Genomic DNA, 20,719 nt, shown 5'->3' on the forward strand with positions numbered 1-20,719 from the left:
AAGGAAATGAAGATGTCGGTAATTGATATAGGCGGTGAAGTACGTGAAGGTGAAGAGCTTGATATTGGGGCAGTTGAAAACTGGATAAAGAACCAAGGTGTTGAGTTGGTTGGCCCAGCAGTGGTTACTCAATATACGGGCGGGGCGTCGAATTGGACTTATCGTTTAAAGTATGAAAATACCGATTTAATTTTGCGCCGTCCTCCAAAAGGAACAAAAGCGAAATCGGCCCACGATATGGCCCGTGAATATATGGTGCAGAAAAATCTTGTGCCTTATTATCCCGTGCTTCCTAAAATGGTGGCACTTTGTCAGGATGAATCGGTCATTGGCTGTGATTTTTATGTCATGGAACGCATTGAAGGCATTATTCCTCGTGCAAAATTACCGCCTGAACTTGGTTTTAATGAAGAAGATGTTCATCAACTTTGTGTAAATGTTATTGATAATTTGATTGAGCTACATCAAGTTCCTTATGAGAACACGCCTTTAGCTGAACTAGGCAAAGGAACAGGATATTGCCGTAGACAAGTTGAAGGTTGGGATAAGCGCTATGAAAAAGTCCGCACAATTAATGTTCCTTCATTTAAATATGTCCGAAAATGGTTGAAAGATAATGTCCCTCAAGACTCTACGACTTGCATTATTCACAATGATTGGCGTTTTGATAATGTGATTTTAGATCCACAGCATCCAACAGAAGTGATTGGGGTGCTGGATTGGGAAATGGCGACCTTAGGTGATCCATTAATGGATTTGGGTAGCGCTTTGGCTTATTGGGTTGAGTCAACGGATAATATGATTTTTAGATCAACACGCCGTCAGCCTACTCACTTAAAGGGAATGTTCTCTCGTAAGGAAGTCGTTGAATATTATTTGCAAAAAACAGGATTGGAGCCTCAAAACTGGGCTTTTTATGAAGTGTTTGGTGTATTCCGTTTAGCAGTGATTGCTCAGCAAATCTATTACCGTTATTACCATAAACAAACCCGAAATCCTGCATTTAAAGATTTCTGGATCGTGATTCATGCGCTACATATCCGAGCTTTAAAACTTATCGCGCAGCAAAAACTGCAAGACTCAGAATTTGCTCAGCAATCTCTACAGAAAATACAGGGTATTTTAAAAAGATGACCACAATTTATCTGGTAAGACACGGACAGGCCTCGTTTGGTAAAAGTAACTATGATGAACTGTCTGAAAATGGTGAGGCTCAGGCGACTTTGTTAGGTCATTATTTTAAGCAAATATTGAAAGAACAACCTTATGTGGTTGCAGGAACTATGCAGCGTCATGAGCAGACTGCAAAGCTCGCACTAAATGAATGCTTTCCAGATGCGATAATTCATCATAATAATTTATGGAATGAGTTTAACCACCAACAGGTTTTTGCCCGTTATGAACCGCGTTTTGAACAGCCTGAACTGTTAAAAGCTGACGTGGCGCAAGAACAGAACCCACGTGCATATCTTGCCAAAATATTTGAAGGCGCAATTGGACGATGGACCGATGGCGATTTTCATCATGAATATGATGAGTCTTGGCCACATTTTAAAGAAAGAGTCGAAACAGCATTGCAGCAACTTTGTGATGAGTTAGCAAAAACCAAGCCTCGTTATGCAGTCGTTTTTACCTCTGGTGGTGTGATTTCTGTAGCAATTGGAAAATTGCTTGAACTGAGCCCCAATCGAACTTTTGCTTTGAATTGGGCAATTGCGAATACAAGCCTCACGACTTTGCGTTTGGTTGGAAATGAAGCTCAGGTTTTAAGTTTAAATGAACATCATTTTATAAAAGCTGAGCGTCCAGATTTACTGACATGGATTTAAAATAAGGATAAAAGCATGGCGAAGACAATTTTAATTACAGGTGCGAGTTCTGGATTGGGCGCAGGTATGGCGCATGAATTTGCTGCCAAAGGCTATAACTTAGCGATTTGTGCACGCCGTTTAGACAGATTGGAAACTTTAAAAACTGAACTTGAAAATCAGTACGGTATTAAAGTCATTGCAAAAAGTCTGGACGTCACCAATTACGATCAGGTTTTTGAAGTATTTCGCGCATTTAAACAAGAATTTGGCTATTTAGACCGAATTATTGTAAATGCGGGAGTCGGAAATGGTCGCCGTATTGGTAAAGGTAATTTTGAAATTAATAGAGCCACGGCCGAAACAAACTTTATCTCTGCTTTAGCACAGTGTGAGGCAGCGATTGAAATTTTTAGAGCGCAAAATGCAGGTCATTTGGTGGTCATGTCGTCTATGAGTGCGATGCGCGGATTACCAAAACATTTATCGACCTATGCGGCAAGTAAAGCTGCGGTCGCTCACTTGGCCGAGGGTATTCGTGCTGAATTACTAGATACTCCAATTAAAGTCTCAACCATTTTCCCAGGTTACATCCGAACTGAAATGAATGAAGGTGCTAAACATCTACCTTTTGAAGTCGACGCCAAAACAGGGTGTAAAGCTTTAGTCAAAGCGATCGAAAAACAACCTGTAAAAGCTTATGTACCGCAGTGGCCGTGGTTACCAATGAGTATTGCCATGAAGGTTTTACCTTTGAGATTGGTTAATAAATTAGGATAAAAAATTACCCCCTAAAATTAGGGGGTAATTTTTATTTAGAATTTTTTGGTGTAATTGACGAATAAACGGTCTTCGCCAAAGTCATTGCCGTGTTTAACGTTGTAGTCAATACGAATATATTGCAGGGCAAAGCCTTTTAAGAGCGGCTGCTGAAATGCATAGTTTAAAATCACATTAGACTCAGTTTCGTGGTTTTTCTCACCATTAGCTGCTTTAAAGTCATGACCGTAAACATATTTCACCATCGCATTTAGGCCTGGCACATAATCTTTAAAGTCATAGCCATACATGACATGGTAAGACTTTTCATCTTCTTTGAAAAAGCCTGTGGCATTCCAGTTAATGAAATAAGTTTCTGGTAAGAAGCCATCTGGTAATGGGTAAGCCGACTCTCCAATAATTTGTTGGTAACCCAAACCAAAGGTATGGTTTTTTACTTTGACGGTTTCAAGTAAACCAATGTTCTGGGCATCAATATCAAAGGTATTGCCATCATCTTTCGCATTAAAATATTTAAATTTGGAGGTCAGGGCAAAAGTTGGTTGTTTCCACGTATGCTCAAGCCCTACATAATGCTTGTTATACAGATCTTCCAAATTGCCAAAATAATATTCGCCCTTTAAAGACGGCGTGAATTGATAGCGCAAGTCAATGTAGTTCAAACCATCAGATTCTTTGGTAATTCCATTTGATGTGAAAGAAAACTTTTTAAAGTCTTCTTCATTTCGTGGCGACACTTTTTCAACCCGACCAATTTCAGCATAGAGCTGATCTGAAAGTTGAGACTTTAAGTTGGTTCCCCAATACGATGTGAGTAACTGACGACTAGCATCGACTGCCGTTACAGGTAAATCTAGCCAGAGTTCACCGACACTCAGCAAGGTTTTGTCATAGCCCAGCTTTAAAGTCGCGCCGTATTTTAAATAGTCTGAAGCCTGAGATTGCGTTTCTTTATTAAAAGGCAGAATAGTATCTGCGACATGTTTGTCTGAACTTAAGCGCACAGCATATTGAACAGAAGCATCGGCACCAATCGTAATAGGCTTGTCTGCAATTTGCAGTGGAGTGTCATGCATTTTCGATTTATAAAATAATGACGCTGCCTGAGACCAACTACCAGTATCTTTTAAGGCATCATTATCAAAATCACGGTTGATATAGGCGTTTTTTAAAGTGAATTTCCATTCATCTTCAGTTTGCTGATTTGGATTTGCGGCCCATGAGTTGCTGCACATCAGTAATAAAGTGGCAACGGCTAAAGTGTGTGGTTTAAAACGGTGAAATAATTCCATAATCCATTTCCCAGATGTATGCCAGTCCTCGGCACTACGTAATTTTGAATATTTCGGTACTCTCTAAGCGTTTAATTAGAGAGTACATTTTGGCAATTGATGAGACCTATTAATTTAATTTTTCAAGCTTCATACTTTCACTAAAGAATTTGCAGCCTTTAAAAAGTAGGACCAAAGCCAGTACACACGAAAGGCCGCCCACAATAGATAAAGAAGAACCCACCATTAACGGACTACCAAAAACTTTATCTGTGATAATGGCCACCAATGTTGTACCAATACCGAGTCCAATTAAGTTACTCACCAAAAGGAATAGGGCAGAAAGACGTGCTCTAAATTGGTTTGGGGCTAACATTTGCAAAGCAGTTGCTGAAATCACTAAAGGGAAAGATGCGAAAAACATTGCAGGAATCAGTAAGCTGACTGAAAGCCAGAATTGATCTGTTTGGGTAAAAAATGCAATTGGAATAATCAGGCCAACAATCCCAATCACACCTGTAAACATCGGTGCATCTTGACGACCTTTTTTAATAAACCAGTCGTTTAGCCAACCTGCACAAAACACGCCTAATGTATTTGCAATTAATAGAATCGTACCAAGCATGTAACCTGTTTCAGTCGGCGCGAGTTGAAACTTTCGAATATAAAATGCTGGTGTCCAACTGGTAAGGCTGTAGAGTGCCATTGCATAAAAGGTAAAACCTAAATAATGACAAGCAAATGTTTTCGAATGCTTTTTTATAAACTGAAGGCATTGTGAAAATTTGACTTGGTCAACTTGTCCATTTTGGTTGAGCTGTTGGCCTTTACGTGTAGGGTCTTTAACGGTCAGAATAAATAGCAGACCAATAATGATGCCGGGTAAACCTACTACAAAAAAGGCAATTTGCCATGCTTTAAGCGCACCCAATAAAGGAACCTCAATGAGTGTCACGCCTTTAAGCAAGTTAATGACATAACCGCCAACTAAAAAGGCGATACCACCACCTAAAAAAGCGCCAATTGAATAAATCCCGACCGCGCGGCCTAGTTTGTCCTTACTAAACATATCGCTAAACATTGAATAAGCGGCTGGAGATAACGCAGCTTCTCCCACACCAACTGCCATGCGGCTCAAGAACAGTTGAATAAAGTTTTTACTTAAACCACAAGTTGCCGTTGCTAAACTCCAAACAATAATCCCGATTGAAATCAGTTTTGGTCGGGAAAAACGGTCGGCAATATAGGCTAATGGTAAGCCCATCACAGCGTAGAATAGTGAAAAGGCAAGGCCATGTAACAAGCTAAATTGAGTATCTGAAAGTTGAAGGTCTGCTTTGATGGGTTCAATCATCAACGCTAGAATTTGGCGATCAATAAATGAAAATATATATGCCAACATACAAAGTGTTACGACATACCATGCATAAGCATTGCTTTTCTTTTGTGTCCTTTCAACAGCGATATTACTTTGGTTCATACACTTAATCCTTATGTATAAAACGCTTAAAGAAATTGATATCTAACTTTTATTATTCCTCTGAAGTTTTCGATATTTCCCCCTTTTAGATAAGAATAATAAATAGGCTAGAAATGAGTAATTTGGTCTCGTTCAGACCGGAAGAGTGCGTCTAAACCCAATTAGGAGTTAATGGGATTTTAAAGATCATGGAATTATTATTTTCTTTTTATATGTAAAATTCCATTACTTGTTGAGTATGTTAGAATACCTAAAAAGTATGTTAAGTAAACAGATAGTAATAATTTATTGAATTAAGAAACTGATTTTTATTTATTTTTTAATATTAAAACTTATTTTGATAAAGAGCAGCGAGAAAAGAAGAACTGTTTCATGCTGCTCTTGAGCGCATTGAACCCGATATCAAGTCAAATAATTAACTTGATGGCATGAGGTCAAATAATTTTTTTAACTGGTGATTTAAATTGTGAAGCTCATCTTCTGAAAAAGCATTTAGGATGCCTGCCAAGGTAACCACACTAATTTGATTAATCTGTTCAACCAGCTCGACACCTTTGGGAGTTAATTTCACCATCGAGATGCGTTCATCGGTGGTAGAAGAGTAGACCTCAACAATTCCATCTTCTACTAAGCGATATACAGCTTTTGTTGCCGTAGTTAACTTTAAGGTAGAAAGATTAGCGATATCGGTGATACTGGCTTCACCCAAAGCATTAGTACTTAAAATGATTTTACGGCGTGTATTATCAATACCTAGTTTTTTTATTGATTTTTCAATGAGTTGTGAATATTTTCCGTTAACTTGGGAAACCCAAAAAAAAGGGAAGTTTTGAATACTCGACGGTTCTTTATTAGGAAGAAATTGTTCTAAATGATCAAGCATAGCTAAGCAATAACTTAGTGAAAAAAGGGTAATCCTATTATAAACAAAATTTTGGATATTTCCTTGAGAACAAATTATAAAAAATACTTGACAATTCCATTAAATTTTCCGATATTTTGATTGATGAATAAAAATACATGGAAAAGTGAATGAATATTGTTAGCCAAAGCGTGCACAAAGGAAGTGGCAAGCTCAAGGTGATGGTCAAGGACACAATTGATATTCAAGGTCTAAAAACCATTGCTGGTAGTCGAGCTTTATTAAATGTTGAACCTGCTCAAGATGATGCTGAGGTGGTTAAAAACATTTTAAAAGCAGACTGTGAAATTATTGCCAAAACAAATTTGCACGAATTGGCTTTTGGTATTACAGGCATTAACCATGCTTTTGGTACACCCATCAACCCTAAATATCCTGAACTTATTCCAGGCGGATCTTCGAGTGGTTCGGCTGCGGCAGTTGCAGCAAAACAAGCTGATTTTACTTTAGGTACCGACACTGGCGGCTCTATCCGTATGCCCGCTGCGTGCTGCGGAGTTTTTGGTTTAAAACCAACTTTTGGTCGTGTGAGCAGAAAAGGCGTATATCCGCCGTCAAGTTCTTTAGATTGTGTTGGTCCTTTTGCAAATTCAGTCGAGATGATTGAAAAGGCCATGCAAATTATTGATCCAACTTTCAAACCTACTGAATTTATTAGTGCACCAAAAATTGCTGTTTTAGATGTCAAAGCAGATGAGGTTGTTTGGAGCTGTATTCATCAAGCACTTCAAAAAGCAAATTTACAGACCACTTCAGAAAAAGTTGAACATTTTGAAGCAGCTTATGATGCAGGCATGCAGATTATTAATTATGAAAATTGGCAAGCTTTTGGTGAATTAACCCAAACTGGCTTAATTGGTTCTGATGTAAATGGTCGTTTATTAAAAGCGGCACACACCACTTTAGAGCAAGTAAAACAAGCGGAAGCTGTAAAAGAGCAGCTCACCCAAGAACTCGATGCTTTATTAGACAAATATGATGCCTTGGTTCTACCGACACTTCCGCAAATTCCACCAAAAGTTTCTGAAGCTGAAAACACAGTCGCTTTTCTGAATCTTACCGGTTTAGTTCGACCATTTAATTTATCAGGTCATCCCGTTATTTCAGTGCCACTTAAAACCAGTGAAGGTTTACCAGTGGGCTTACAGATCGTATCGAAGCATCAAAAAGATGAGCAATTATGCGCAATAGCTAAATTTTGTGTTGATGCAATGCAATAAATTACAAGGAGTTAGATGATGAATAAGTTGTCTAAAATGGAGTTTGCTTCTCAAGACAAAGCAGTTGACTTAGACGCTTTGTGTCAAGAAATTCGTGAACGTGCCTGTACAGGTGAATTTGATAATCAGGCATATGTGAGCCAAGACGTTATCGAAAAACTTAAACAGATTGGTGTTTATCGTGCCTTGGTGCCTAAACGTTTTGGTGGTGAAGAATGGTCACCACGACAGTTTTGTGAATTGATTGAAACCCTATCTAAAGCTGATGGTTCAGTCGGTTGGGTGGCAAGTTTCGGTATGAGCCCTGCGTATTTGGGAAGTTTGCCTGAAGATACACTTAAAGAATTGTACCAAAACGGACCAGATGTGGTGTTTGCTGGAGGTATTTTTCCACCACAACCTGCCGAAATTACCGATGAAGGTGTCGTGGTTCGTGGACGTTGGAAATTCTCAAGTGGCTGTATGGGAGCTGACATTGTCGGCGTGGGGATTTCACCGCTTAAAAATAATGAAATGCAAGGCTTACCACGTATGGCAGTGATGCCTGCAAAAAAAGCCAAAATTGAAATGACTTGGGACACCGTTGGCCTAAAAGGTACAGGAAGCCATGACTTAGTCGTCGAAGACGTATTGGTTGAAAAGAAATGGACTTTTGTACGGGGTGAACCTTCAAAACTAAGTGAGCCATTTTTTAAATATCCATCACTGTCTTTAGCGACTCAAGTATTAACCGTAGTGGGTATTGGGGTTGCAGCTGCCGCATTAGAAGAATTTGAAAAATTAGCACCGGGTAAAGCATCTATTACGGGTGGGTCAGAAATTGCTAACCGACCAGTAACTCAATATGAGTTTGCTCAAGCAGATGCGGAATTTCAGGCAGCAAAGTCTTGGTTTTATCAAACCATGGACATTGTCTGGCATGAAATTATTGCTGGTCGTGAAGCCACTGCTGAACAAATTAGTGATATGCGTCTGGCATGTACCCATGCAGCGCGAGTTTGTGCCAAAGTGACCCGAAAAATGCAAATGCTCGCGGGCATGACAGCGATCTATACCAACAATCCATTTAGCCGTTTTGTAAATGACACCAATGTGGTGACTCAGCATGCCTTTATGGGCGATGCGACTTTACAAAATGCAGGCTCAATCAGTTTCGGGTTAAAGCCAACCCCAGGTTATCTATAAGTTTTAATTTTTAAAAAAGGAATATTGAGATGGAAGTTAAAAAATCATTACGCGTTTTGTTCTGCATGGGGATTAACCAAAACTTTTTTGATGCGGAACCTGCTGAAGCAAAAGCAGTTTGGGCCGCGTTTGGTGAAATGTGGAATGGCATTCATGACTTACCGGGTGTACATGTTTTTGGAAATCTTGATGATGACCAAAGCATGGTTGGCCCAAGTGCTGGCTGGCCTTGGACCACGTACTTGCTTGCAGATGTTCCGGATATTGAAACAGTACATGCGGCTTGTAATTTGTTTAGAACGACGGTGGTGGGTGAAGGTCCATACAAGCTTTGGAAATATTGCAAAGTTGAAGCTCGTGTTGGACGCGAATTAATTATCCAACGTTAGGGCGATGGCGATGAATGACAAAGTGAATATTGCAGAAATCTTAGAGCGACTAGAACAGTTAGAAGCGCACAACGCCATTCGCAACTGCCTGAACCGTTATATGGAAATCTGCGACGAGCTCAATGCAAATACAGACCTTGAAGAGCTGATGAATCTTTTTGATCAAGACTGTATTTGGGAAGGTATTGGCGAGAAATATGCCAAATCCTTTGGCCGTTATGATTCTTGGCAGTCGATTTACGACATGTTTAAAAGCTATACCCAAAAAGAATCTCACTTTGTTATGAATGCACACTTTGTAAATTCAGAACAAATTTATGTAAATCAAAATGATGCAAATGCTTCATGGCTGATGTTGCAGACTTCAACGTTTAAAGATGGCCGTAGTCATCTGAATACAGCAAAGCTCAACGTGAAGTTCCAAAAGCAAGCAGATGGAACATGGAAAATTAAACATTTCCAAACACAGAATATTTTCAGTCGTCCCGTATCGCATTGGCACAGTGAAGCCGAATTACCGGTACCTTCCCAGGAATGACCCAGGACATATTTAAAAGGACTATTGATATGAACAGTATTATCCCGACGCATAACATTGGCACTGATTACGATACTTTGGTTCAAAGTGACCGTGCCCATACTTCTCTTTATAAAGATGAACGCATTTTTGATGAAGAAATGGAAAAAATCTTTTATAGCACTTGGGTGTGGGTTGCACATGCCAGCGAAATTCCGGAAGGTGGAAGCTATAAAACCATTAACATTGGTAAACAGCCTGTGGTTGTGGTGCGTGACCGTAAAAAGAAAGTCCATGTACTTTTAAACCGTTGCCGTCACCGTGCAGCAACCGTATGTGAACATAAAAAAGGAAAAACCAATAGTTTTGTATGTCCGTACCACGGTTGGAGTTATGCACTTGACGGTAGTTTACGTGGTGTGCCATCTCCAGAAAGCTACGGTGATTGTTTAGATAAATCAGAATTACCACTGGTGAGTCTACGGGTAGAAGAATATAACGGCATGATCTTCGCTTCATTTAAAGAAGACATTCAACCGCTTGAAGAGTTCCTTGGGCCCGCGAAAAAATGGATTGACCTGTTTATGAAACAAGGTGCGGGTTATCCAATTAAGGTGTTGGGTGAACACCGTTTCCGTTTCCCGGGTAACTGGAAAATCCAGCTTGAAAATACTACCGATGCATATCACTTCCCGTTGGTACATAAGTCATTCTTAAGTTCTGTAGATGAAAAAACAGAAGAACTCTTTAACTTTGAAAACCAACCGGGCTTTGTTGAAGATTTAGGTAATGGTCACAGTGTAATGGTGATGATTCCTGAACTGGTTGATTTAGACGAAGAGCTCATGGAGCGTCCAATACAAGAACGTTTTGAAGACTTGGCTCAAGCTTTGCGTGATGAAGGCCATGAAGAATTAGAAGTACGCCGTATTGTTCGTGCAGTCGGTGGTTCTGGCTTTAACTTAAATTTATTCCCGAACATCGCATGTTCGATGGCCTTCTTCCGTGTATTACAGCCAATTTCAGTTGCTGAAACAGAAATTCATCACTCGGTAATTACGATGGACGGTGGTCCGCAAATTGCCAACCAATATCGCCTACGTTTGCATGAACATTTCCAAGGTCCATTTGGTTTTGGTACTCCAGATGACTCAGAAGCTTGGGAACGCGTACAACACGGCGCCAATGCGGGTAATGATTTATGGATCATGTTGAACCGTGGTTTACCGGGCGAAGTCAAAACTGAAGATGGCTTAAAAAGTGATGTCAGTGCTGAAACAGGTATGCGTGCAGCATATCAGCAGTGGAAAAAGATGATGAAGGCTTAAGGAGAGAGCAATGAATATGAATCTGCAATTATTAAATGAAGTCACTGCTTTCATCTGGGCTGAAGCAGACATGTTAGACCACAGTGAATACCGTGAATGGCTCAATTTATGGAATGAAAAAGGTGTCTATATCATTCCAATTGACCCAAACCTCACTGACTACGAAAACAACTTAAATTATGCCTATGACGATAATCATATGCGTACTTTGCGTGTAGAGCGTCTGGAAAATGGTGAAGCGATTTCTACAGCGCCTAAAGCAAATACTGTGCGTAGTGTTTCTCGTGTACGTGTTATTCAAGACCAAGATAATGAAATCGTTTTGCGTTGTGCTCAAAGCTTACGTGAATTTCGTAAAGAAAATCTCAAGCATTACACCGCAGATATTACTTACCATTTGACGCGTGATGCGGCTACAGGCTTTAAGATTAACCGTAAAATCATTAACTTGGTTAACTCAACTGATACCTTAGCTGGTATTAGCTACATTCTTTAGGAGCGGTAACATGAAACAAGTTGTTTTAGTGACAGGTGCTGCTTCTGGACTCGGTAATGTGATTGCTGAATATTTTGCGAGCCAAGGCCATCAAGTGATTTTGTCAGCAAGTACGCTTGAAAAAGCCGAAAATGCCAAGGTACAAAGTCAATATGCACAAAATATGTTTCCCGTGAAATTAGATATTTCGGTTGAAGCAGATTTTCATGCTGCGGTGCAATGGATTGAAGAGAAATTTTCTAAACTTGATGTGTTAATTAACAATGCCACCGTTACCAAAGCAACGCCCGTATTAGAAATTACTGCAGCCGATTTTGATTGGGTGACCCAAGTTAACCAACGTGGCACCTTTCAAGCTTGTCAAATTATTGGTCAATATATGGCTAAAAAAGGCTATGGACGCATCATTAATATGGCCTCGTTAGCAGGACAAAATGGCGGTACTGCAACGGGTGCACACTATGCTGCAACCAAAGGTGCGATTGTGACGTTAACCAAAATTTTTGCCAAAGAATTTGCGGCAAAAGGGGTGACGGTTAATGCGGTTGCACCAGGACCGATGGAATCTCCAATCGTTCATAGTGTGGTGTCTGACGAGAAAATGGAACAGTTCATCCAGAATATTCCGGTTAAATCCTTAGGAAGTATGCATTTTATTGCTGAAACTTGTGGGTTGCTCGCGAGTCCAAATGCGGGGTTTGTGACTGGTGCAACATGGGATATTAACGGTGGTTTATTCATGCGTTAAGCCAATAGGCTACGCGTGAAAAGGGAGTTAAATCATGACTACACTTTATGATGTTGTCGTTAAAAATCGCCATGTGGAAGGTGGAAATATTGCAGTCATGGAATTTGAATCTGCAACTTCTACAACCTTGCCAAAAGTTGAAGCGGGTGCGCATATTGATGTGCACTTACCGAATGGCATGGTGCGCCAATATTCACTTTGTCAAAATCCAAATGACGAAGGAAAGTTCCGCCTTGGAATTTTACGTGACCCTGAATCACGTGGTGGCTCAGTCTCGGCTTTTGATGAAATTAAAGATGGCATGCAAATTCAGGTCAGTGAACCAAAAAATTTATTTCCACTTTTAAAAGCCAAACACAGTGTATTGATTGGCGGTGGTATCGGGATTACACCGTTAATCACGATGGCCTATCAACTTGCACACGAAGGCGAATCATTTGAGCTTCATTACTGTGGTGCTAGCGCTGAGAACTGTGCTTTTGTTGATGAAATTAAAAATGGTGAGTTAGCAAAATATACAACCTTCCATTTTAAATCCGAAGGTGCAAGCCACCGAGCATTTTTTGAATCTGCCATTAAAGATATTGACTCGGAAAGCCATATTTACACGTGTGGTCCAGTCGGTTTCATGGACTGGGTGATTAACCTTGCCACGACTCACGATTTTCCTGAACAGCAAATCCACAAAGAATATTTCCAAGTTGAAACTGATACTTCTGGAGATTCATTTGAGGTGGTGGCTGAGCGTAGTGGAAAAATCATTATGGTTGAAGCTGGTGAAACCATTTTGCAGGCTTTGGCTAAAGAAGGCATCGACATTGAAATGTCTTGCGAGCAAGGCGTATGCGGAACCTGTATGTGCGATGTAATTGAAGGCGAACCTGATCATCGAGATGTTTATTTTACTGATGAAGAAAAAGCCAGCAATGAACAAATATTGGTGTGCTGTTCGCGCTCTAAAACACCGAGATTAGTTTTAGATATCTAATGCTCTCGCGATTTATATGGATGTAAGAGAAGGTTTAGGAGAAAGATGATGAATGTATTACAACAAATAGATGAGTTTACGGTCGATCCATTACAGTTCCGACGAGCATTAGGAAATTTTGCAACAGGCGTTACTATTGTTACCGCACAAAATGCACAAGGTGAGAAAGTCGGTGTAACCGCAAATAGTTTTAACTCGGTGTCACTCGATCCACCGCTTATTTTGTGGAGTATTGATAAAAAGTCTTCAAGTTTTTCAGTGTTTGAAGAGGCGACACATTTTGCAGTCAATATTTTATCGGGTACCCAAATTGAGTTGTCTAATAAGTTTTCGAGACGAAATATTGATAAATTTGCAGACACCAATTTTCAACTTGGTGCAGGACGTGCACCAATCTTAGAAAATTGTTCTGCTGTGTTTGAGTGCGAACGCTATCAAGTGATTGAAGGTGGTGACCACTGGATTATTGTTGGTAAAGTGGTTCGTTTCCATGACCAAGGCCGAAGCCCGTTGGTCTACCATCAAGGCGCATATTCTTGTGTCATGCCGCATCCGAGCCTTCAAGTTAAGCAAACTGAACAGAACGGCGTAGACCAAACACATTATGGACACTTATATAACAATGTCTGCTATTTAATGAGTCGTGCTTTTAAAGCCTATCAAACCGACTATATTCCTAAGCAAATGGCTTCTGGGTTCCGTACTAGTGAATCACGTCTCTTACTTGTTTTGGCTAGTGGTACTGCTTCAAGTAAGGAAGATTTACCGCGCGATATTGCTATGCCAATGCAGGAAGTTGAAAGATCGGCTGAAATTCTAAAATTTGAAGGGTTGCTGGTCGATCACGATAATTTGTACGCACTGACTGAGAAAGGTAAACAAACGGCGCAGTATTTGTTTGATATTGCCGATAGCCACCAAAATGAGGTGTTTAAAAAGTATTCTGAGGAACAAAAGGATATTTTTATTACCATGCTGCGAGATTTTGCAGGAGTAGCATAAGTCCCATTAAGCTGATAAATTGAATTGATTTATCAGCTTCTTTACATCTAGCTGACTATCATCAAAACAATTCCAAGGATAAGGAATTTTTGGCACACAATTTGTTTATCAATAAAACAAGATTGCAAATAAGCCAAGACAGTGCACCACCACAAACGCAAAATTTTGAGCGGTTGCACATGTATAGAGAGGTAAGGGATGAACCAATATGTAAGCGATGCATTACTCACATGGACGCACCATATTAAAAGTGTGTGCGGCAATTTTGAAACCGATTTTGACGGAACCCGTAATTTATTCATTGGTGAAGTTCAGTGCTTTTTATTGGGCGATACCGAAATTGCTTTTATTAAAAACAATGCCAATAAAATTGTCCGAAAAGCCGATGAAATTGATCGAGTGAATAATCGTTTTTGTTTTTTGATTTTGCAGTATTCGGGAAAAATGCTGCTTGAGTATAAAAATGAAACCTTAAGCCTAAATGAAGGCGATATTGTGTTGGTCGACCCAGTCGAAACAATTTCGATGTATCCGCAAGGTTTGGTAAGTCAAATTTCAGTGCATCTGTCGCGTGAAAAATTACTGAAAGAAAATATTAGTACCGAATATTTTGGAAAACTGATTACTCAAAATATGAGTGGTTTTTTACTCAAAAATATTTTGAAAAACATGTCTGCTGAAAACATCAAACTTTGGTACGCAACCGAAGATGGTAATGCTTTTGAAGATGCACTGATTGCCTTAATCAAACCGACAATTAATTATAAAAATATAAATAGCTCCAATAATCTAATGGAAAAAGCCGAGCGATATATTATAGAAAACTTAGCAAAACCCGATTTAACACCTAAATTAATTGCAGAACATATTGGGGTATCGCTGCGTCATCTTTACCGTCTATTTCTTCAAGAAAATTTATCTATTAACAAATATATACAGCTCAAACGCCTAGAAAAAGTCAAAGCAGATTTGCTTGATAAAAGAAATAAACAAAGCTCAATTACCCAAGTTGCCTTGAAATGGGGTTTTTGGGATGGCGCTCATTTCTCAAAAATTTTTAAAAAGACTTATGGTATCTCCCCTAAAGAATTTAGAGAGGGTATGTCGGTTTAAATCTTTCATCTCACAATGTCATTTTTAGACAAGTTCGACGTCATTCTTGAACAAGCTAGCCCTATGTAACTGTGTTGAAATTAAATTCATTAGAGCAGGTTAGATAAGCTTAATAACCATAAAACTATTAAGTTGGTCTAATAAATTTCACTCACAGGAAGTGCATTTTAACTATCTGATTCAGATAGTTCAGGGATAGATGAAAAGGATGAACCCAATGCGTAAACAACGATTATTGAATGACATACAAAAAATACTGGCACTTAACTTATCAATCGCTGCAAGCTTTTGGGGACTCAATACTCAAGCGTTTGCGCATGGTGGCAAGGCCGAAATGGTGTCACTTTATCAAAACATGAGTGAGCAAGGCGCCAAAGTTGTAAAAGATGATTTTACCAATACTTATATGATTACCAAGGGTTCTATGGTGGTTCGAGCCAAACCCAATTCAGATCAGGTTTTGGTGAACGGCAAACCTTTCAAGCTCAGTGTCCCTTTACTAATCAAAGATGGTAAGCCTGTTATTGGAAAAGATTTTTTTAATGAAGTCTTCCAGTCTGGGTTAGATCAAACTTTTAAAATTGAAAATACGTTTCACCCGCTCAATAGCCTAAACTCTGACGAAATTAAAAAGACCTTTGATGTGATTAATCGCTCGAAATACGCCTATAAAAATATGCGTTTTGCCGAGTTAAAGTTAAAAGAACCAGAAAAAGCCAAAGTCTGGGATTACTTTATTAATCACAAAGAATTTAAAGAAGATCGTATTGCCTCATTTATTTTGTTAAAGGGGAGTCAAGCGATTGAAGGTGAAGTTAATCTTAATACTCAACAAATCACAAAATGGAATGTACTTAAAGATACTCACGGTATGGTATTGCTTGATAATTTTGAAGCTGTACAGCGCGTAATTGAGACAAGTAAAGAATATCAAGACGCGTTACGCAAACGCGGCATTTCCGATGTGAAGAAAGTGATTGCTACTCCACTAACTGTTGGATATTTTGGCGGTAAAGATGGTCTAGACAAACAACTCAATATATTAAAAGTTGTTGCTTACCTCGATGTCGGCGATGGCAATTATTGGGCGCATCCAATTGAAAATTTAGTTGCTGTAGTCGATTTAGATAAAGAAAAAATTATCAAGATTGAAGAAGGTGCGATCATTCCTGTGCCGATGGCAAATCGACCTTATATGTCGAATAAGCCCGTAGCAAGTAAGCTAAAACCACTCAATATTTCTGAACCTGAGGGCAAAAACTTTAGCATTACTGGCCAAACCATACATTGGGGGAATTGGTGTTTGCATGTGGCCTTAGACTCTCGTGTTGGCTTACAACTTTCAACCGTGACCTATAAAGATAAAGGGGTGAAGCGAAAAGTCATGTATGAAGGGAACTTGGGTGGAATGGTGGTTCCATATGGCGACCCTGATATTGGTTGGTACTTCAAATCTTATTTGGACTCTGGCGAATATGGAATGGGAACACTTACCTCATCTATTCTTCCTGGAACAGATGCACCCGACAACGCTGTTTTACTTGATGCTGTGATTGCAGACTATAAAGGCCAGCCTCAAGTGATTCCAAATGCCATTGCTGTATTTGAACGTTATGCTGGACCTGAATATAAACATCATGAAATTTTTGGTAACCAAGATGCGAGTGAAGCCCGCCGTGAACTTGTGGTGCGCTGGATTAGTACGGTTGGAAACTACGATTACATGTTTGACTGGGTATTTGCCCAAAATGGTGTAATTGGGATTAATGCGGGTGCAACGGGTATTGAAGCTGTTAAAGGCGTTAAATCACGCACCATGCATGACAGTACCGCAAAAGAAGACACAAAATATGGAACTTTAATTGACCATAATATTGTGGGTACAACGCACCAACATATTTATAACTTCCGCTTAGACATGGATGTAGATGGGGAAAACAACAGCTTTATGCATATGGACCCTGTGGTGAAAGCCAATGACAAAGGTGGTGTTCGTACAAGCTCAATGCAAATTGACAGTAAAGTCATTACGAATGAGCAAAATGCAGCTGAAAAGTTTGATCCTTCCACTATTCGCTTACTCACGAATTTCAACAAGGAAAATAAATTAGGCAATCCGGTTTCTTATCAATTGATTCCATTTGCAGGTGGAACACACCCTGTGGCAAAAGGAGCCAATTTTTCTAAAGATGAATGGTTATTTAAACGTTTGAACTTTATGGATAAGCAAATTTGGGTGACTCAGTACAATCCAGACGAACGTTACCCTGAAGGGAAATATTCAAACCGTTCGACTCATGATACAGGGTTAGGACAGTTCATTGGCAACAATGAGAATATTGAAAATAAAGACCTTGTGGTGTGGATGACAACAGGGACAACCCATGTGGCACGAGCTGAAGAGTGGCCAATCATGCCAACAGAATGGGTGAATACACTCATCAAACCTTGGAACTTCTTTGACAGCACCCCGACTTTAAACTTGGGTGAAGAAGAGCAAAACACACAGCACGACCATCACTAAACGGGTAAATGATCTAGAGTGGGTAATGAATTGGTTACCCACACTTGAGCACGGTTAAGCTGTTCGCAAAAAAAGGAATTTCTCAATGAAAAATTTATTTTCTCAGGTTATGAGAGGGACTCTCTTTGTCTCATTCTTTTCAACTGTGCATGCTGGTGAGCTTGAAATTAAGCCAACTTTTGAAGCAACTTTTGGGGCTTTTAGTAGCGGTAAAAGCTATAACGGCGAAAACCTAGATGACGAAAGAATAAATTGGCAAGAAGGCCATCTTAAATATGGTGCTAAGGGTCAATATACCTTTAAAAACAATCAGCTCTATGCAAGCTTGAGCGGTATTAGCTCGGCAACATTTGGTGATGGTGACGCCGGCCAAAATAGTAATGGCAAAGAACGTAAAACAGATGTGAATGAATGGATCATTGGTTTTAAAGACGGCACCAATAAAGATGAGTTAACGACCTATGATTTAAGTATCGGTCGACAAAATATTATGATTGGTGATGGGTTCTTCATTGCGGGTGATGCGTTAAATCTTGGTAAAGCGCCTGCGGATGGCACCCTAGATCGGGGCGGAGCATATTATTTGGCAGCCCGTCGAAGCTTTGATTTTACAAGTTTGCTTCAATACAAACCGCAAGAAAATACAACGCTAAAGCTGGCTTATTTAAAGTCAAACAATAAAGCACAATTTTCACCTGAACTGTTTGTGACTGATCTGATGTATCAGCTTAAATATAAGGGCGTTGGGTTCACTTACTTAAATGTATTAGACCTAGAAGATGCTGAACAGGTTTCAGGGCGAGAAGATCTAAAAAATTATGCTTTACGTTTGAATTATCAACCTTTACCAGAGCTGCAAGTTAAAACTGAGTTTGTAGTTCAAGATAAAAAAGATGTCCACGAAAATGCTGGCTACTTAGCGCTGAACTATAACTTTTTATCTTCAAAATATACGCCCTCATTAGGCTACCGTTTTAGTCATTTTTCAGACCAATACGACCCTATGTTTTATGGAAATACAGTCGGCTTTGGTACGTGGTTTCAGGGAGAGGTGGCCGGAAACTATGCTGGTCCATTCAATAAAAATGCAGATATTCACCAAGTTTCTTACATGATGAATTTGAAAGAAAACTTTATGTTGGGTGCTTTGGCCTATAAGTTCAAAACAGTAAATAAGTCTTTAACTAATGTAGACGGACATGAGTTAGATGTGTTTTCCGTCTGGTCCGTCAATAAAAAATTCAACGTTATTCCTTTAGTGGGACTCTATAAACCAAAACACGATATCCATAGTGGTGGTACTCAAAACTACGATGACAAGACCAATGTATATGCGCAGTTGATTCTGCAATACATCTATTAATAGATCCTTTTTAATGAATTGAGAGAAATAAAATGAGTGAAGTTCAGATTTTAGAAAGTGTACAGCAATTTATGGCACGTCAACATGGACATTTTATTGATGGAAAATTAGTTGCTGCCGAGCTTTTAGATAAAGTAGATATTGTAAATCCATCGACTGAACAAGTTGTTGCTCAAATTAGTATTGGTAGTCAACAAGATGTAGATAATGCGGTAAAAAGTGCTGAACATGCTTTTCAAAATGCTTGGGCTGAAACGACGCCGTATGAACGTGGCGTTAAACTGAATAAACTCGCAGATTTAATTGAGCAATATGGTGAAGAACTTGCACAGCTCGAATCGTTGTCTACTGGAAAACTTATCAATATTTCCCGCCATCTTGAAGTCGCACAATCTGTTATTTTCTTAAGATATTTTGCTGGTTGGGCAACCAAAATTAATGGTCAAACTATGCAGCCCTCTATTCCTTCTATGCAAGGTGAAAAATATACGGCCTTTACTTTAAGACAACCGATTGGTGTGGTTGCAGGGATTGTGCCTTGGAATTTTTCACTCATGATTGGCGTTTGGAAAATCGGTTCAGCTTTAACAACTGGCTGTACCATTGTGCTTAAACCAAGTGAATTTGCCAGCTTATCTTTATTACGTTTAGCTGAACTTGCCATTGAGGCAGGTATTCCGGCTGGTGTAATTAATGTAGTGACAGGTAAGGGCGATACAGGGCAATATTTAATTGAGTCGCCACTCGTTAAGAAAATCTCGTTTACAGGTTCAGTACCAACAGGCATTGCCATTGGTAAACTCGCGATGAGCAGCGATTTAACCCGTGTAAGTCTGGAGCTGGGTGGTAAAAATGCAATAGCCGTTCTGGCCGATGCAAATATTGATGAGATTTTACCGACTTTGTTGCAAGCAACTTTTGTACATCAAGGTCAAGTTTGCGCATCTCCAGAGCGTTTTTTTGTACACCGTACAAAACATGATGAACTTGTCGAGAAACTCTCGAAAGCACTCTCGCAGTTCAAAATTGGATCGGCTATGGATGAAGGAAGTATGTTTGGTCCGCTCTCTAATCAGCCACATTTTAATAAAGTGAAACATTATTTAGATATGGCTAAAGCCAACAATCAGATTATTGCTGGTGGTGAGACTCTTGATCGATCAGGATATTTTGTACAGCCGACTTTGATTTCCTTCAAAAATACGGATGATCCTTTATTTTCAGAGGAAACTTTTGGTCCAGTGGTCGGGGTAATGCCATTCGAAACTGATGAAGAACTTATTCAGCTTATGAATCAATCTCGCTTTGGTTTAACCGCTAGTATCTGGACAAATGACTTATCTAAAGCTTTACGTTTAATTCCTAAAATTGAAGCAGGGACCTTGTGGGTCAATATGCATACGTTCTTAGATCCATCAGTTCCATTTGGCGGGGTAAAAGCTTCAGGCATTGGTAGAGAGTTTTCTGATGCATTTATTGAAGATTACACTGAATTAAAATCGGTCATGATTCGGTATTAATTTTTTAATATGAAAACTAAGATATAAAAAATGGCCTACAAAGGCCATTTTTCTAGTCATTAAAA

19 protein-coding genes are annotated in these 20,719 nt (G+C 39.4%); 16 read left to right on the forward strand and 3 right to left on the reverse strand.

Features of this window, described 5'->3' with window-relative positions; all coding sequences use genetic code 11:
• The first annotated feature begins 12 nt into the window (after positions 1-12).
• From RMA95_RS12140 to RMA95_RS12150, 3 genes are read left to right on the forward strand one after another with little or no spacing between them, the layout of a single operon-like run.
• The gene (locus RMA95_RS12140) at positions 13-1,134 is read left to right on the forward strand and encodes a phosphotransferase family protein (RefSeq protein WP_311070874.1); all 1,122 of its coding nucleotides are present in this window, start codon (positions 13-15) and stop codon (positions 1,132-1,134) included.
• The gene (locus tag RMA95_RS12145; RefSeq protein WP_311070875.1) at positions 1,131-1,829 is read left to right on the forward strand and encodes a histidine phosphatase family protein; all 699 of its coding nucleotides are present in this window, start codon (positions 1,131-1,133) and stop codon (positions 1,827-1,829) included. Before RMA95_RS12140 ends, RMA95_RS12145 begins: the two co-directional genes overlap by 4 nt.
• Before the next feature lie 15 nt (positions 1,830-1,844).
• Positions 1,845-2,588 carry an SDR family oxidoreductase gene (locus RMA95_RS12150; protein ID WP_001140456.1) on the forward strand — a complete coding sequence of 248 codons (744 nt, stop codon included), beginning with the start codon at positions 1,845-1,847 and terminating at the stop codon, positions 2,586-2,588.
• 35 nt (positions 2,589-2,623) lie between these two features.
• Here RMA95_RS12150 and RMA95_RS12155 read toward each other — a convergent pair whose 3' ends face one another.
• The 3 genes from RMA95_RS12155 to RMA95_RS12165 all read right to left on the reverse strand — a co-directional run bounded on the left by RMA95_RS12155 (position 2,624) and on the right by RMA95_RS12165 (position 6,222).
• Positions 2,624-3,880 carry an OprD family outer membrane porin gene (locus RMA95_RS12155; protein ID WP_311070877.1) on the reverse strand — a complete coding sequence of 419 codons (1,257 nt, stop codon included), beginning with the start codon at positions 3,878-3,880 and terminating at the stop codon, positions 2,624-2,626.
• Positions 3,881-3,989: 109 nt separating this feature from the next.
• Positions 3,990-5,339, reverse strand: a complete 1,350-nt coding sequence (locus RMA95_RS12160) for an MFS transporter (protein WP_311070879.1) — start codon at positions 5,337-5,339, stop codon at positions 3,990-3,992.
• A 415-nt stretch (positions 5,340-5,754) separates the two neighbouring features.
• Entirely contained in the window at positions 5,755-6,222 is a 468-nt protein-coding gene (locus RMA95_RS12165) for a MarR family winged helix-turn-helix transcriptional regulator (RefSeq protein ID WP_004701395.1), read from the reverse strand.
• Positions 6,223-6,371: 149 nt separating this feature from the next.
• Between RMA95_RS12165 and RMA95_RS12170 the strand changes: the two genes are divergently transcribed.
• The 13 genes from RMA95_RS12170 to RMA95_RS12230 all read left to right on the forward strand — a co-directional run bounded on the left by RMA95_RS12170 (position 6,372) and on the right by RMA95_RS12230 (position 20,654).
• Entirely contained in the window at positions 6,372-7,481 is a 1,110-nt protein-coding gene (locus RMA95_RS12170) for an amidase (RefSeq protein ID WP_311070882.1), read from the forward strand.
• Positions 7,482-7,517: 36 nt separating this feature from the next.
• Positions 7,518-8,666 (forward strand): acyl-CoA dehydrogenase family protein, encoded by a 1,149-nt coding sequence (locus RMA95_RS12175; RefSeq protein WP_311072266.1) that lies wholly within the window; start codon positions 7,518-7,520, stop codon positions 8,664-8,666.
• 29 nt (positions 8,667-8,695) lie between these two features.
• Entirely contained in the window at positions 8,696-9,055 is a 360-nt protein-coding gene (locus tag RMA95_RS12180) for a hypothetical protein (protein WP_013197688.1), read from the forward strand.
• A 4-nt stretch (positions 9,056-9,059) separates the two neighbouring features.
• Positions 9,060-9,593 carry a nuclear transport factor 2 family protein gene (locus tag RMA95_RS12185; protein ID WP_311070884.1) on the forward strand — a complete coding sequence of 178 codons (534 nt, stop codon included), beginning with the start codon at positions 9,060-9,062 and terminating at the stop codon, positions 9,591-9,593.
• Between the two features lie 29 nt (positions 9,594-9,622).
• Positions 9,623-10,900: a Rieske 2Fe-2S domain-containing protein gene (locus RMA95_RS12190; protein ID WP_009392122.1), complete on the forward strand. Its 1,278-nt coding sequence runs from the start codon at positions 9,623-9,625 to the stop codon at positions 10,898-10,900.
• Between the two features lie 10 nt (positions 10,901-10,910).
• Entirely contained in the window at positions 10,911-11,396 is a 486-nt protein-coding gene (locus RMA95_RS12195) for an aromatic-ring-hydroxylating dioxygenase subunit beta (RefSeq protein ID WP_311070887.1), read from the forward strand.
• Between the two features lie 10 nt (positions 11,397-11,406).
• Positions 11,407-12,144, forward strand: coding sequence for an SDR family oxidoreductase (locus tag RMA95_RS12200; protein ID WP_311070889.1), 738 nt, complete (start codon positions 11,407-11,409; stop codon positions 12,142-12,144).
• 34 nt (positions 12,145-12,178) lie between these two features.
• Entirely contained in the window at positions 12,179-13,132 is a 954-nt protein-coding gene (locus RMA95_RS12205; protein WP_267530519.1) for a PDR/VanB family oxidoreductase, read from the forward strand.
• Between the two features lie 45 nt (positions 13,133-13,177).
• Complete coding sequence (locus RMA95_RS12210; protein ID WP_003651976.1) at positions 13,178-14,134, forward strand: p-hydroxyphenylacetate 3-hydroxylase reductase component; 957 nt, start codon at positions 13,178-13,180, stop codon at positions 14,132-14,134.
• A 198-nt stretch (positions 14,135-14,332) separates the two neighbouring features.
• A complete protein-coding gene (gene feaR, locus RMA95_RS12215; RefSeq protein WP_004708584.1) occupies positions 14,333-15,247 on the forward strand; it encodes a transcriptional regulator FeaR in 915 nt (304 codons plus the stop codon).
• 208 nt (positions 15,248-15,455) lie between these two features.
• Entirely contained in the window at positions 15,456-17,771 is a 2,316-nt protein-coding gene (gene tynA, locus RMA95_RS12220) for a primary-amine oxidase (protein ID WP_311070895.1), read from the forward strand.
• 145 nt (positions 17,772-17,916) lie between these two features.
• Positions 17,917-19,134 carry a hypothetical protein gene (locus RMA95_RS12225; protein WP_311072267.1) on the forward strand — a complete coding sequence of 406 codons (1,218 nt, stop codon included), beginning with the start codon at positions 17,917-17,919 and terminating at the stop codon, positions 19,132-19,134.
• Positions 19,135-19,166: 32 nt separating this feature from the next.
• Positions 19,167-20,654, forward strand: a complete 1,488-nt coding sequence (locus RMA95_RS12230; protein WP_311070897.1) for an NAD-dependent phenylacetaldehyde dehydrogenase — start codon at positions 19,167-19,169, stop codon at positions 20,652-20,654.
• Positions 20,655-20,719: the final 65 nt, after the last annotated feature.

The sequence above is a fragment of the Acinetobacter sp. V110_1 genome (assembly GCF_031798975.1).
In the GTDB taxonomy this organism is placed as follows: domain Bacteria; phylum Pseudomonadota; class Gammaproteobacteria; order Pseudomonadales; family Moraxellaceae; genus Acinetobacter; species Acinetobacter nosocomialis_A.